Genomic DNA, 15,079 nt, shown 5'->3' on the forward strand with positions numbered 1-15,079 from the left:
ATTTTGTAATAATGTAAGATGTTGCGATTAATATAATCGATTAATATAAGGAATATATATGAGGTTAGGGTTAGACATAGGATCAACAACAATTAAATGTGTATTAATTGATAGTAACAATAAAATAATTTTTAAAACATATAAACGACACTTTTCGAAAATACAAGAAACTACAATTATTTTATTAGAAACAGTAAAAAACTTAATTGATTCTGAAGATATAAATATTTCATTGACAGGTTCAGCTGGTATGGGAATGGCAAATAGACTTGATATCCCATTTATTCAGGAAGTTTATGCTACAAGAACTTCTATTTTAGAATTTTATAAAGATACTGATGTTGTCATTGAACTTGGCGGTGAAGATGCTAAAATTTTATTTCTAAATGGTAATTTAGAAGTAAGAATGAATGGTACATGTGCCGGTGGTACTGGTAGTTTTATAGATCAAATGGCGACCCTTTTAGATCTTCAAACTGAAGATTTAAATGAGATTGCTAAAAGAGCGTCAATCTCTTACCCTATTGCATCTAGATGCGGGGTATTTGCTAAAGGTGATATTCAACCGTTAATTAACCAAGGTGCAAAAAAACCAGACATTGTGCTTTCTATTTTTCAAGCAGTTGTAAACCAAACAATTTCAGGCTTAGCTCAAGGGCGTCCTATAAAAGGAAATATTGTTTATCTTGGTGGACCTTTAACATTTATGAGTGTTTTAAGAGATTGCTTTGATAAGACTCTTAATACAAAAGGTTTATGTCCTGAAAATTCTCTATATTATGTTGCCTTAGGTACTGCGCTCGGTGCAAATGAAAGTTTTAATATAAATTCTTTAATTTCTCTATTGAAAAATACTAATGTTGTTGGCACATATCATAGTTTACCAGCATTATTTAAAGATGATATGGAACTTCATGAATTTAGAAAACGTCATTCCAAGGCTTCATTGAAATATAAAGATCCAAAACAATATAGTGGAAATGCTTATTTAGGTATTGATTCAGGTTCTACTACAATAAAAATGTGCATAATAGATGAAGAAAATAATTTACTTCATACAAGGTATCAACCAAATAAAGGTAATCCTGTTGAAGCTGTTAGAGAATTTTTAAATTCATTTATTTCTCAATATCCAAATATTAACTTAAAAAAAGGTTGTTCAACAGGATATGGTGAAATATTAATTAAAAAAGCATTTAATCTAGAATATTCATTAGTTGAAACTATGGCACACTATAAAGCTGCTAAATATTTTGACAAAGATACTGATTTTATAATCGATATCGGCGGGCAAGATATAAAATGCTTTAAAATTGTCGATGGAGTTATAGATGATATTTTCCTAAATGAAGCTTGTTCCTCAGGCTGTGGCTCGTTTTTACAGACTTTCTTCCAAGCTTTAGGCTATAGTACTGAAGAAGCTTCAACTTTAGCTTTAAATTCAAAGCATCCTGTTGATTTAGGCTCTAGATGTACAGTATTTATGAACTCCAGTGTTAAGCAAGCTCAAAAAGATGGAGCACAAATTGAAGATATTTTTGCTGGTTTAGCAATCTCTGTTGTTAAAAATGCACTCTATAAAGTTATAAGAACAAATACTGGCCTTGGCGAGCATATTGTTGTACAAGGTGGAACCTTCTTAAATGATGCTGTTTTAAGAGCATTTGAAATGGAATTAAATCTTAATGTAACAAGATGTAAAGAAGCAGGTTTAATGGGAGCTTTTGGTTGTGCATTATTTGCAAAAGAACAAGATGCAACTGATGATATTGAAACTACCATATTATCATTAGAGCAATTAGCCAATTTTACTCACAACACTACTACTAGAGTTTGTAAAGGTTGTACAAATCATTGCCAATTAACAATTAATAAATTTGATAATAATAGAATATTAATTAGTGGAAATAAATGTGAAAGATTTACTAATCCTGATAATTTTATAGAAGATAGTGAATTATTAAATATATTTAAATATAAACAAAACTATATTAATAATTTAAAACCACAAAAAGGAACTAGAGGGAAACTTGGTATCCCATTAGCTCTATCTATGATAGAATTAGCTCCTTTCTATTATACTTTATTTACAGAACTTGGTTTTGAAGTTTATCTATCCCCTTTTTCTAAAAGAGATACTTATCTAAAAGGTCAAAGTCAGGTTCCAAGCGACACTATTTGTTACCCTGCTAAACTAGTCCATGGTCATGTAATAGAATTAATAGAAATGGGTGTTGATAAAATCTTTTTCCCTAACTCAACGTTTAATGTAGATGAGAAAAAGTCAGATAATAATTTCAATTGTCCAGTTGTTGCTTATTATGGTGAAGTAATTTCTAAAAATACACCTCAGCTTGATGAAAGTAATGTTACTTTTATTAATGAATATATTTCTCTTGCTAATAAAAATAAATTTTTTAAGCGCTTGAAATTAATAATGAAAAAATATGGAAAATTTAATAATAAAGAACTTATTCTAGCTACTAATTCAGCATACAAGGCTCAAAATGAGTACAGAAATAACATTATTACTAAAGGTCAAGAAATAATAAAACTAGCTAGAGAAAAAAATATGCAAATAATTGTTCTCTGCGGGCGTCCTTATCATATTGATCCTGAAGTAAACCATGGAATTGATGAATTAATTCTTCAGTTAGGGTGTGCAATTATTAGTGAAGATTCACTTGCACCATATATTGATAAAAAATCTTTTAATGTTTTAAATCAATGGACATATCACAACAGAATGTATTTAGCATCTCATTATGTAAATGAGCAAGATGATATGAATATTGTTCAATTAGTATCTTTTGGTTGTGGTCTTGATGCAGTTACAGCAGATGAAGTTAAAGAAATCTTAAGAGAAAAAAATAAAATTTATACTCAATTAAAGATTGATGAGATTGCAAACCTTGGTTCTGTTAGAATTCGTCTAAGAAGTTTATTAGCAGCAATTAAGGAGGATAAAAATGAAAAATGAAAATAGAGTCATTTTTACTAAAAAAATGAAAAAAGATTATACTCTTTTACTCCCTCAAATGTTGCCAATTCACTTTGAAATCATAAAAGAAGTTTTTACTAATAATGGCTATAAAGCTGAACTTTTAACCAATGAAGGACCTTCAGTTATTCAAGAAGGATTAAAATATGTGCACAATGATATGTGTTACCCTGCTCAATTGGTTATAGGACAAATGCTTGATGCAATTAATAGTGGCAAGTATGATAAACATAAAATAGCTTTAGTTATTACACAAACTGGTGGAGGATGTAGAGCAAGTAATTATATTTTCTTACTAAGAAAAGCTTTAGAAAGAGCTAATTTAGAATATATTCCAGTAATCTCATTATCCTTTGGCCTAGAGAAGAATCCAGGCTTTAAATTAACACCAAGAATTATATTACAAGCTTTTGCTGGTATTGTTTATGGAGATTTATTAACTCTATTAAGTAATCAAACTCGTCCTTATGAAGTAAATAAAGGTGAAACAGAAGCAATTGTTAATAAATGGATAGATTTATTATCTAATAAGTTTAAAAATAATAGTGGATATATCGGTTGGGCAATGAAAAGAAACCTTATGGGAATTACTAAAGATTTTACTAATATTCCAATTAATAAAACTAATAAAATTAAAGTTGGTATTGTAGGTGAAATATTTATTAAATTTGCACCTTTGGGGAATAATCACTTACAGGATTTCTTAGAAGAACAAGGTTGTGAAGTAATGATACCATCACTATTAGGTTTCTTCTTGTATGGGATGGAAAATGCTAAATATGATATTAGATACTATGGTGGATTTAAGAGAATTGTTTCTTACCCTATTAGAAAACTTGGATTAACTATTATTGAAGCTTTTGAAAATATGATTTATAAAAATGTTAACCGTGTTACTGATAAATTTACTTTACCAAAAGGTTTTGCTCATATGAAGTCCCTTTGTAACGGGATAATTGACCATGGAGTAAAAATGGGTGAAGGCTGGCTCTTAACTAGTGAAATGCTAGAATTAAGTGAATTGGGATATAAAAATATTATTTGTGCTCAGCCTTTTGGATGCTTACCTAACCATATAGCCGGTAAAGGTATGATTAGAAGCATCAGCGAAAGAGCTAAAGATACAAATATTGTTCCAATTGATTATGATCCATCAGCAACTAAAGTAAACCAAGAAAATAGAATTAAGCTTATGTTGTCAATTGCAAAAGAAAACATGGAAAAATCAATTAACTAGGTAAATGAAATATAATACCAATAATTGCACCTGCTACAATGTAGATCATCGGGTGCAATTTTATTTTCTTATATAAAACTACAAAAATTAGATAAAGAACAACTTCTAAATATTTAACTGAATAATCAGCATTTAATAAAGTTATGATAAAGACTTTTGATACAGCAAAAATAATTAATGCTAAAACTATACTTCTTAGTCCATACATTGCGTCTTTTACATACCATTTTTCATTAAAGCTTTTTAAATATTTTGATATTATTATTATGATAATAAATGCAGGTAATGCTAAAGCGATACTAGCAACTACTCCACCTAATATACCAGCTACTTTGTAGCCAGTAAAAGTTGCCATATTTACACCCATTGGTCCAGGAGTTGATTGGCTTATAGCTATCATGTTTGAAATATCTACTTGAGTTATCCACTCTGGATGTATTTGTGAAAGATTATTTAGAAATGGAATTGAAGCTAAACCTCCTCCAATAGTAAACAATCCAATTTTGAAAAATTCAAAGAAAAGCATACATAAATTATTTAACATGTTTAATTTTCCTTTGTATTTTTCTAATTAAAATACCTAAAATAATTGAGCAAATTATTAAGATTATAATATTTACATTGAAAAGGAAAAGCGCAACTAAAGCTAAAAGAAATAATACAAACGTAGCTTTATCAACAATACTTTTTTTAACTAATTTATATATTGTATGAGTCATAATTGCACAAACAACTACTTTTATACCGGAAATCGCTGCAATTACATATACATTAGATTGAAAGTTCATAAATAATGCACTTATTACTGTAATAATTATTACAGAAGGAGCTATTATTCCAATTGAGCCAAAAATAGCCCCTAACAACCCTCTTTTATCATAGCCTATATAAGTTGATACATTTATTGCAATAATACCAGGAGTACATTGTCCTAGTGCATAAAAATCAAACAAATCATCACTAGTAATCCAATTTTTCTTATCACATATTTCTCTTTCTAAAAAAGGAAGCATTGCATAGCCTCCTCCAAAAGTTATTAAACCTACAGAAAAAAAAGACCAAAAAATAGATAATAAGGGAACATCTTTATTTTTCATTTAAATACTCAATTTATCCATTTCGATATTTACTAAAGTATCACATCTTTCATTTAATTCAATTCCAGCATGACCTTTAACCCATTTATATTCAACATTTAACTGTGAATTAAGAGCATCTAATTCCACCCATAATTCTTTATTTTTTACAGGTTTCTTATTTGCTGTTTTCCAACCATTTTTCTTCCAATTGTGTACCCAAGTAGTAATACCGTTTTTTACATATTGACTATCTGTATGTAATATAATTTTTTTAGGATTAGTTGTTAAACATGTTTTTAATGCTACAATTACTGCAGTTAATTCCATTTGATTATTAGTAGTATATTTTAAACCAGCACTTTGTTCGGTTATAAATTGAGTACCACTATACATTACAAAAGCCCAAGCACCAACTCCAGGATTACCTTTACAACCACCATCTGTGTATATAATTATTTCATCCATAATTAATCTTTAACTCCAGTTTTTTTTATTATATGATAGCCAAATTGTGTTCTCACTGGATCACTAATTCTATTATAAGCTAATTTTTTTACAGCATTTTCAAAAGGAGGTACCATTTGTCCTGGTTTAAACCAGCCTAAATCCCCTCCTTTACTTTTTGAAGGACAAGTAGAATACTTTCTAGCTAATGTTGCAAAATTTACACCAGATTTTGCTTCAGTTGCAATTTTTTGAGCTAGAGCCTTATCTTTTACTAATATATGAGATGCACGAAATTCCATCTAATAACTCCACAAAAAAATAGAGACCTAAAATTTAAGTCTCTATTATAATATACTAATTTATTATTATTAACAATCCTATTAAAAAGGTTCACCATCAGCTTTTGGAGCTGCACTACTTTTACTAAATAGTACTAGAGCAACCAAAGTAACAGCGTAAGGGAAAACCTTAAATATTACTGGTGGGAAGGAAGATAAGGATGAGAATAATTGTGATACGTTACCAATGGTGGTAGCAATACCAAAGAAGAAAGTTGCTCCTAAAATTCCTAATGGTTTCCATTGACCAAAAATCATAGCTGCAACAGCTAAGAATCCAAGACCAGCAACAGATCCATTAAATTCACCACTATAAGTTACAATCATAACACCACCAGCTAAGGAACCTAAAGCTCCAGATAACATAACAGCAATATATCTCATTTTATGTACATTAATACCAGCAGAAGCAACTGCGGATGGATGTTCACCACAAGCTCTTAATCTTAAGCCAAAACTTGTTTTATATAATAACCACCAGAAGAAACCCCAAATACCTAGACATAACCAAGTACTCCAATATGTATTTGTAAAAATTAATTTACCTAAAATTGGAATACTATGTAAGAGAGGAACATCGCTTCTTACAATACCTAACATAATTGAAATATTTCCTGAACCTGTAACAGTTCTAGCAATATATACTGTAACAGCAGTTGCAATTAAATTAACTGCTGTACCACTAATAACTTGGTCAGCTTTTAAACTAATAGATGCAAAAGCATGTAATAATGAGAATATAGCACCACCAACCATAGCAACAATCAAACCAATTAATAAAGCAGAATTACCAATTATTGGTTGTAAAACTGATATAGTTAATGCACTTATGAAATAACCAACTAACATATATCCTTCAACACATAAATTAACAACACCACTTCTTTCACTAACTAGACCACTTAAAGATCCCATTAACAAAGGAATTGTATATGCAACTGCGTATGGAGCAATTTGAGTAATAGTATCCCACATATTAAGCATCCTCCTCTACAGCATTTGAATCTGCCATTTTTATATTTCGTTTTTCATTAATTTTCTTAAATTTCTTATCCCAGAATTTTTTAAACATAACACTAGTTGCAGTAAAATAAATTATTACAGCAATAATAGTATCAGCAATTTCTGGTGGAACAAAAGTATTACCACTCATAAAACCTTTACCAGCTTGTAGAATTCCAAAGAATATTGAGGAGAAAACAACTCCTATTGGAGAACTTGCTCCTAATAATGCAACTGCGATACCATCAAATCCTTGTGAAGGTAAAACACCAATTTGTATTTTTCCTGAATAACCACAATAATATGCAACACCAGCAAGACCTGCTAATCCACCTGCAATCATCATTGATAATACAACAGATCTATTAACTTTAATACCAGCATATTCAGCACCAAATCTATTATAACCAACTGCTTTTAATTCATAACCTAATGTAGTCTTATCCATAATAAATTTAATAACAATTACAGCAATTATTGCTACAAAAAGACCTGTATTAATATAGTTTGATCCATTAAATATTTTTGTAAGCCATTCTACTCTTAATGTTTTTTCATAAGGTAACATAGCACTTTCAGTCTCTAATGATGGCCCTTTTAAGAATGCAGGAACAAAGTAATAAACACTCCAATAAGCAATCCAGTTCATCATGATTGTTGAAACAACTTCATGAACATTAAAAAATGCTTTTAATAAACCAGGAATTAAACCCCAAATTGCACCAGCTAAGAATCCACTAATTATGATTAAGAAAATTGTAGGTACATGAGGTAAATTTGTAGCAAATGCTACTGTTGTACCAACAACACCACCAGCTAAGATTTGTCCTGAAGCACCAATGTTAAATAGTCCTGTTTTAAATGCAAAAGCAATTGATAAACCTACTAACATTAATGTAGTTGTAATTGCTAAAGTTGTTCCAGTACGTCTAACATTCATCAATGCGCCTTTAAATAGATATCTAAAAGCAGAAATAGGATTTTCTCCAATTATTAATATTAATATAGAACCAGCAATTAAACCTAAAATTACAGCACTAATAGCTATAATAAAGTCATTACTTTTTAATTCTTTTTTCACTTTAGTACTCATATCTTACTTATCTCCTTTTGAGGAAACACCAGCCATCATTAGACCTACAGCTCTTTCATCAGTTTCTTTAGTATTTACAATATCCATCAATTTACCATCACTTATAACAGCAATTCTATCTGATAAATTAAAGATTTCATCTAATTCAAAAGAAACAAGTAATACTGCATTGCCAGCATCTCTATGTGCAACAATTTGTTTATGAATAAATTCTATTGCACCAACATCTAAACCTCTAGTTGGTTGAACTACTATTAATAACTTTGGATTACCAATAATTTCTCTACCAACAATTGCTTTTTGTTGATTTCCTCCAGAAAGAGTTCCAGCAACGGATGATAAACCTTCACCAGATCTAACATCAAAAGTATCAATAATATTTTGGCCATAAGATTGCATAACGCTTTGTTGTAAAATACCTTTTTTACTAAAAGGTTTATGATAATAATCTTTAATAACAAAGTTATCTTTTAAATTATAATCTAAAACCAAACCACGTTTTTGTCTATCTTCAGGAACATGACCTAAGCCTGCTTCATTTCTTTCACGAATTGGAACATGAGTAATGTCTTTTCCATTTACAATAACTTGGCCATTTTCAATTTTTCTTAAACCAGTAATAGCTTCAATTAATTCAGATTGACCATTTCCATCAACACCTGCAATACCAACGATTTCCCCTTCTCTTACCGAGAGTGAAAAATCTTTTACACCAAGAATTTTCTTTGCATTTAATACATTTAGATTTTTAACTTCTAAAATTGGTTTACCTGGTTTTGCTTCATCTTTTACTACTTTAAAGTTAACAGGACGGCCAACCATTAAAGCTGCCATTTCAGCTTGAGAAATACTATCAACATCAACAACATCAATCATTTTTCCACGTCTGATAATAGTACATCTATCTGCTACAGCTTTTATTTCATCTAATTTATGAGTAATTAAAAGAATAGATTTACCTTCTTTTTTTAGACCTCTCATAATTTCTAATAAGTCATCAATTTCTTGTGGAGTTAAAACAGCTGTGGGTTCATCAAAAATTAAGATATCTGCATCAACATATAACATTTTTAATATTTCAACACGTTGTTGCATACCAACTGTTATATCTTCGATGACACTATCAGGATCAATATTTAACCCATATCTATCAGATAAATCTTTGATGCGTTGAGAAGCATCCTTCTTGTTCAGTATAAAACTGCCTTCTTTCCCTAAAATGATATTTTCAGTAACAGTATAATTCTCAATTAATTGAAAGTGTTGATGTACCATTCCAATTTTATGAGCTGTTGCATCATTAGGGTTATTAATTTCAACAGTTTCACCATTAATTTTAATCTCACCTCTATCTGCTTTATACAAACCAAATAGAATGCTCATCAAAGTTGATTTTCCTGCACCATTTTCACCCAGAATTGCATGGATTTCGCCTTTTTTAACTTGTAAAGTTATATCATCATTAGCAACAATCCCTGGAAATTCTTTTCGAATATGAAGCATTTCAATTGAATAATCCATATATATCTCCTAGTGTGTAAAAATACATATAATTGCTTAATACATACAAGGCCACCAAATATAATGGTGGCCTTGATAATGGCAATTAAATGCTTACTTCCATAGGCCAGGAAGTTGTTCAGCAGCAACAGAGATGCTACCAGATTTCATTTGTGAATATACATCATCACATTTTGCTTGAATATCAGCTGATAAGTTAGGATTGTTAGTAGGAATACCAACACCATCTTCCTTAGCTGTTAAAACAAGTGATTGTCCGCCAGGGAATTTATCTTCTAAAACATCTTTGATCATATCATATGATGCTCTATCTAAATATTTCATAGCAGAAGTTAAGATACATGATTCACCATTAGGCATTAAACCATCAGCATATTGGTCAATATCAACACCAACTACCCATTTATCATTTCCAGCAGTTCTTTGAGATTTACCTTCGTTAATAACACCAACACCAACACCACCAGCTGCTGCGAATATTACATCAACACCTCTGTCAAACATTGTTGCAGCCATTTGTTGTCCTAAAGCTACATCACTGAATGAACCTGAGTATAAGCAGTCTTCTTGTGCGATTGATACGTTAGTACCTAAATTTTCGTTTGCATATTTAATACCTTGTTGCCAGCCCCAGTTAAACTTTTGAACTGCAGGAATTTCCATACCACCAACAAAACCAAATTTACTATTAGGCATCTTTAATGCAGCAGCAATAGCAGCTACGAAACCTGATTCTTGTTCTGCCCATGATACAGCAACTGTGTTATCTTTAATTACAACATTATAATCACCAGCATGTGGAACACCATCTAATAAAACGAATTTTACATCAGGATAATCTGATTGAGCTTTGAAGATAGTTGTTTCGAATTTATAACCAGGAGTAATAATCATATTATAACCACTGTCAGCTAAATCAGCAACACCAGCAATATAGTCAGCTTCAGTTGTTCCAGCAGGTTTAATATATTTTGGAGTGAATCCAAAATCATCACCAGCTCTAACGATACCTTCCCAAGTTCCTTGGTTGAAGGATTTGTCATCAATTGTTCCAGCATCGGTAACCATACCAACTCTTAAAGTAGTTTCTGAAGATTGTGTACCTTCAGCTTGTCCATTTGCAAACACTGCGAATGAACCTAGTGCTAACATAGCACATAGTAAAGTAGCAAATTTTTTCATTACTAATTCTCCTCTTTAAATTTAATAGTGGATTTTTATATAATAACATTAACAAAAATAATGTCAAACCTTTATTTTTCTTTTCTAATTATTAATTAAATATATTCCTCAATTTTTTATTAATAAATTTATATATCCCAACCCTAACCTTAAAAAAGTTGCACTAACATACTTTTTTTTACAAATATATAAAAAAAATTAATTTTTTATAATAATTATGTATCTAATAGCATTATAACATATACTTGTGTTTTTATCATAAATTTTCTTTCAAATTTAATTTTTTTAAATATATAAAATCATCTTGATTTTTATAAATTTTAATTTAATAATTAATTTCGTGAAACGAAAAGCTAAAATATTACATAACATATATAAAAGCATAGTAAGAATATCTCTTAATTTTAACTATGATTTTTATGTCTGGAAAGAAGAAGAATTTGTAAAAGGACCAAAGATTTTTTGCTCTAATCATTTTTCTTCATCAGATGTTCATTTTGTAACTACGTTAACTAAAGGACCACTTCATATGGTAATTGGTCCTGGTTTTTCTATCAAATATGTAAACAAATTCTTATATTGGACAGAACAAATTCCTGCATTAACACAGGAAGATAAATATAATGTTGTTGATGCCGCTGTAAAATATTTAAAAGATGGGGATAATGTTTATATATTTCCTGAAGGACGATTAAATACTCAAGAAGAATTAGATATTTTTAGAGCCGGAATAGCTAGAATTTATTTAAAATATCCAGTTCCAATTATACCTATTGGATTAATAGCACCTAAAAGACGTGTAAAAGATAAACATAGCACAACCGCTAGAAGAAAGATTACAGTAGTAAATAAAAACTACTATGCAAATATTGGTAAAGCATTATACTTTAAAGAAGAAGAAGAACTTGCAAAAACAGATCAGAAATTAGCTGAAAAACAAATCTTAGAAAAGTTAAAAGATAAAATTTCATTCTTAATTGATGATGTTAAAACGAACAAGTTTTGGAGTTAAATTATGGATAATAACGAACTTAAAGCATTATTTAATGATTTTAAAAATCAAGTTGATGAAATATCTCAGCACAGCGATAAAGTTAAAAAGCTCGATTTTAATTGTACTTTATTAAATGGAACTGGTTTTAAATTTAATTATGATATCTCAAAATACAATAAAAAAACAAAAAGCTATAAACCCGCTACAACTTTTAATGCTATTGTAGATATTTTAAGTACTATGATATCTATTACTTTCTTAGTATTATTTTTATCTCATAGAGTAAATTTAAATTTTACAGCACCAGCTTTTTCTCGTTTATTAATTGTAACGCTTTTTTCTTTTTTAATAGGTTTTTATATTCTAAGAGCAGTTTATCATTTGTTTCATGCTTCAAGTTTAGTTAGAAACCCTTTATTTAGGGTATCTGAAGCAATTAAACTGGTAATTTTATTGAATATCAACTTTTTAGTTGGAGTTCTTTTTGGTGCTGAAAATATTAATGTAGTAATTTTTATATCCTTTATTTTAATTGCTTTAGCCCTATTATGTATGGGTATTGGAACAAAGTTTGCTTTTAAAATTGAAATGTTTTTTACTTCTTTATTACCATTTTTAATGCTAATAGGCTCTTATGATTTTTCTTTTATTTTCTGTAGTATAATTTTGAGTATTTCTTCATTTATTTATATTATTTTAGGAGATAGTGAAGCAAAAACAAATTCTATATTTATGCTCTTGGGAATTAGCTTATTAGCTATAAATTTATTCTCATTAATATAATAAATAAATAAGGCCTTTAATTGCTTAAAGGCCTCACTTTTAATCTATAATCATTTCTGAATAGTATCGTTTTTCTATATTTGAATATGGTATTTTAAATTTTTCTAAAGTTTCATATAAATTATTAACAAGTTTTCCTGAGTTGATTTCATCAATCTCATCGTCTACTACAAATTCAATTTCAAAGAACCAACCTAAATCATTAACTTCTAACAACTCAATATGCAAAGGAGTATCAAACTTATTATAGATAAAGGAATAACCTTTTTTTTCTTTTCTATGTGATTCTTTAAAGCCTAATTTATCAAAAAATACAATTGAAGAATTAAACTCATCAAACCCTAAATCTACTTCAAACTCAGTATTTTGCTCTATTCCATTATCAATATATTTATCTTTTACTGTATATATTGTTTTTTTACTTAAAATAGTATCTTCTTGTTTTTTTAATTCTTTTCTAACTCTAAAAGCTTGATTAACTATTGGATTAAAAAAATAGATATCAAATTTTTCAGTATATTTCTCATCACTAATATCAGATGATCCTCTCAATAAACTTAGAGTTGCTTGATAATCATCAACATGAGCTTTTAATTCTATTTCTTTTGACATAGATTAATCTTTCCAAGGGAAGATCATATTTTTTATTGATCTATGACCAACATTTTCCCTTTCTTCATATAAGATATCATCCCAATTAACATGTTTAATGTCTTCTTCTGGATTTTCTTCTAACCAATCTAATTTTAATAATAATAATTTAAACGCAATTTGATTTGCTAAAGTTATACCAGTAAAGTTGAATAATAATCCTGCAGTTACAAGAGTTAAAGCAATCTGAATTATATTAAATACAGCTAAAAATATTGAAACTCCTAAATTACCAATTGCCATAATAAAACATTTTTTAAATGTTTTAAGAGGTTTATCGCCAGTAAATCTACTCATTAATGGCAAATAATATTGAATTGATATTAATACAGTAATCAAAATCCAAAAAGTAATAACACCTAAAAACAGTCCAATAAAACTAGTTATACTTAAATAAAAAGGGAGTACAACAGTTGCTAAAAGAACTAACATTAAGTTAATTACTGATAAAAATATAGCATGAGAAGTAAATGTTTTTATTCCAGCTTTATATCCAGCAAATCCTACTCTTTTATAATCACTATAATTTAAAGTAATATTTGCAACCCCAACACTGTGGAAAGAAAATAAGACTAAAGCTATTACAATTATTAAAAAAGTTAAAATTAATGAGGAACTCATATATTGCATTCCAAATGAAAATCCCATTAATACTAATAAAAAGCCTAAATTAGACAAAACTAAACCAATTAAATTATCCCAAGCATCAAAAAATGCTTTTTTTATAAAAAATCCTATCATATGCCTCTAATTTAACAAGAAATCTAAAATATTCATACCACTAGAACTGTTTTTCTTATATAGTTCAGTATATCCACAATTATCACAGCTTATTGTAACAAATTTCTTATTTTGCACATCAAAAATCTTTGCAAAATTTCCACCTGTTGCTTGAAATACATCAGTTTGATAATGAGTGCAACCACACTTTGGACATACATATTGTTTTCTTTCCATATACATCTCCTAATTATTGTTTATATTAAGTATAATAAATAAATAGAAATAAAAAAATATCTGCAGCAAAAAAACTACAGATATTTTACTTTTATTCACTAAATCTAAGGATTTTTATTATTTCTATAATAAAGCAGCTATTTCACTTTCTACTTTTTCAAGATCATAAGTTGGTTCAAATCTTTTAATTAAATTACCATTTCTATCAAATAAGAATTTTGTAAAATTCCATTTGATTTTACTATTCTTAGCATAATCTTTATCAAATTTTGGTAACAAATCTTCAAGAACTGGTGTGATCTCATGTTCTTTATCAAAACCATTAAAGGTTGTGTTTTTTACTAAATCTTTATATAAATCAATAGCATTTTCGCCATTTACATCAATCTTTGCAAATTGTGGGAATGTTATTCCGAATCGACCTGTACAAAATTTATGAATATCATCAATGCTACCAGGAGCTTGTTCACCAAATTGGTTACATGGAAAATCTAAGATTTCAAGATCTTTATCTTTATATTTCTTATATAAACTTTCTAGAGGAGCATATTGTGGAGTAAAGCCACATTCTGTTGCAGTATTAATAACTAAAACTACTTTATCCTTATAAGAGGATAACTCTACATCATTGTTATTCATATCTTTTACTACATAATCATATAAATTCATTTTTTTCTCCTTCTTATTAATATTGATTATTAATAGGTAAAGAATACTAATTAATAATAGATTTGTCAATGAAAATTTTAAATAAATTTTAAGAAATTAAAGATGGCAACCCGAAGGTTGCCAAG

Annotated in this window: 16 protein-coding genes; 4 read left to right on the forward strand and 12 right to left on the reverse strand. The window is 28.8% G+C overall.

Annotated elements, in window-relative coordinates; genetic code table 11:
- The first annotated feature begins 58 nt into the window (after positions 1-58).
- Complete coding sequence (locus ACZ5RS_RS10530) at positions 59-2,980, forward strand: acyl-CoA dehydratase activase (protein ID WP_464635193.1); 2,922 nt, start codon at positions 59-61, stop codon at positions 2,978-2,980.
- On the forward strand, positions 2,970-4,238 hold the full coding sequence (locus ACZ5RS_RS10535; RefSeq protein WP_464635195.1) for a 2-hydroxyglutaryl-CoA dehydratase: 1,269 nt from the start codon (positions 2,970-2,972) through the stop codon (positions 4,236-4,238). The genes ACZ5RS_RS10530 and ACZ5RS_RS10535 overlap by 11 nt, the downstream gene beginning before the upstream one ends.
- Here ACZ5RS_RS10535 and ACZ5RS_RS10540 read toward each other — a convergent pair.
- The 8 genes from ACZ5RS_RS10540 to ACZ5RS_RS10575 form a co-directional block, all read right to left on the reverse strand.
- Positions 4,231-4,782: a chromate transporter gene (locus tag ACZ5RS_RS10540; protein WP_464635197.1), complete on the reverse strand. Its 552-nt coding sequence runs from the start codon at positions 4,780-4,782 to the stop codon at positions 4,231-4,233. The two genes, ACZ5RS_RS10535 and ACZ5RS_RS10540, sit on opposite strands and share 8 nt — an antisense overlap.
- Positions 4,772-5,335: a chromate transporter gene (locus tag ACZ5RS_RS10545; RefSeq protein WP_464635199.1), complete on the reverse strand. Its 564-nt coding sequence runs from the start codon at positions 5,333-5,335 to the stop codon at positions 4,772-4,774. Before ACZ5RS_RS10545 ends, ACZ5RS_RS10540 begins: the two co-directional genes overlap by 11 nt.
- Positions 5,336-5,782 (reverse strand): ribonuclease HI, encoded by a 447-nt coding sequence (rnhA, locus tag ACZ5RS_RS10550; RefSeq protein WP_464635201.1) that lies wholly within the window; start codon positions 5,780-5,782, stop codon positions 5,336-5,338.
- A gap of 2 nt (positions 5,783-5,784) precedes the next feature.
- Entirely contained in the window at positions 5,785-6,063 is a 279-nt protein-coding gene (locus tag ACZ5RS_RS10555; protein ID WP_464635203.1) for a peptidylprolyl isomerase, read from the reverse strand.
- Between the two features lie 81 nt (positions 6,064-6,144).
- Positions 6,145-7,077, reverse strand: a complete 933-nt coding sequence (locus tag ACZ5RS_RS10560; protein WP_464635205.1) for an ABC transporter permease — start codon at positions 7,075-7,077, stop codon at positions 6,145-6,147.
- A gap of 1 nt (position 7,078) precedes the next feature.
- Positions 7,079-8,197, reverse strand: a complete 1,119-nt coding sequence (locus ACZ5RS_RS10565; protein WP_464635207.1) for an ABC transporter permease — start codon at positions 8,195-8,197, stop codon at positions 7,079-7,081.
- 3 nt (positions 8,198-8,200) lie between these two features.
- Positions 8,201-9,718, reverse strand: coding sequence for an ABC transporter ATP-binding protein (locus ACZ5RS_RS10570; protein WP_464635209.1), 1,518 nt, complete (start codon positions 9,716-9,718; stop codon positions 8,201-8,203).
- 93 nt (positions 9,719-9,811) lie between these two features.
- Complete coding sequence (locus ACZ5RS_RS10575) at positions 9,812-10,870, reverse strand: BMP family lipoprotein (RefSeq protein ID WP_464638955.1); 1,059 nt, start codon at positions 10,868-10,870, stop codon at positions 9,812-9,814.
- A gap of 370 nt (positions 10,871-11,240) precedes the next feature.
- Here ACZ5RS_RS10575 and ACZ5RS_RS10580 point away from each other — a divergent pair, with 370 nt between their 5' ends.
- Together ACZ5RS_RS10580 and ACZ5RS_RS10585 are read left to right on the forward strand one after the other, a co-directional pair.
- Positions 11,241-11,912: a lysophospholipid acyltransferase family protein gene (locus ACZ5RS_RS10580; protein ID WP_464635211.1), complete on the forward strand. Its 672-nt coding sequence runs from the start codon at positions 11,241-11,243 to the stop codon at positions 11,910-11,912.
- A gap of 3 nt (positions 11,913-11,915) precedes the next feature.
- Positions 11,916-12,677, forward strand: a complete 762-nt coding sequence (locus ACZ5RS_RS10585; protein WP_464635213.1) for a hypothetical protein — start codon at positions 11,916-11,918, stop codon at positions 12,675-12,677.
- A 39-nt stretch (positions 12,678-12,716) separates the two neighbouring features.
- Here ACZ5RS_RS10585 and ACZ5RS_RS10590 read toward each other — a convergent pair whose 3' ends face one another.
- The 4 genes from ACZ5RS_RS10590 to ACZ5RS_RS10605 form a co-directional block, all read right to left on the reverse strand.
- Positions 12,717-13,289, reverse strand: coding sequence for a hypothetical protein (locus ACZ5RS_RS10590; RefSeq protein ID WP_464635215.1), 573 nt, complete (start codon positions 13,287-13,289; stop codon positions 12,717-12,719).
- A gap of 3 nt (positions 13,290-13,292) precedes the next feature.
- A complete protein-coding gene (locus ACZ5RS_RS10595) occupies positions 13,293-14,069 on the reverse strand; it encodes a hypothetical protein (protein ID WP_464635217.1) in 777 nt (258 codons plus the stop codon).
- A gap of 6 nt (positions 14,070-14,075) precedes the next feature.
- Complete coding sequence (locus ACZ5RS_RS10600) at positions 14,076-14,285, reverse strand: zinc ribbon domain-containing protein (RefSeq protein WP_464635219.1); 210 nt, start codon at positions 14,283-14,285, stop codon at positions 14,076-14,078.
- Positions 14,286-14,408: 123 nt separating this feature from the next.
- Positions 14,409-14,954, reverse strand: coding sequence for a glutathione peroxidase (locus tag ACZ5RS_RS10605; protein WP_464635221.1), 546 nt, complete (start codon positions 14,952-14,954; stop codon positions 14,409-14,411).
- Positions 14,955-15,079: the final 125 nt, after the last annotated feature.

Source organism: Pleomorphochaeta caudata, assembly GCF_055395745.1.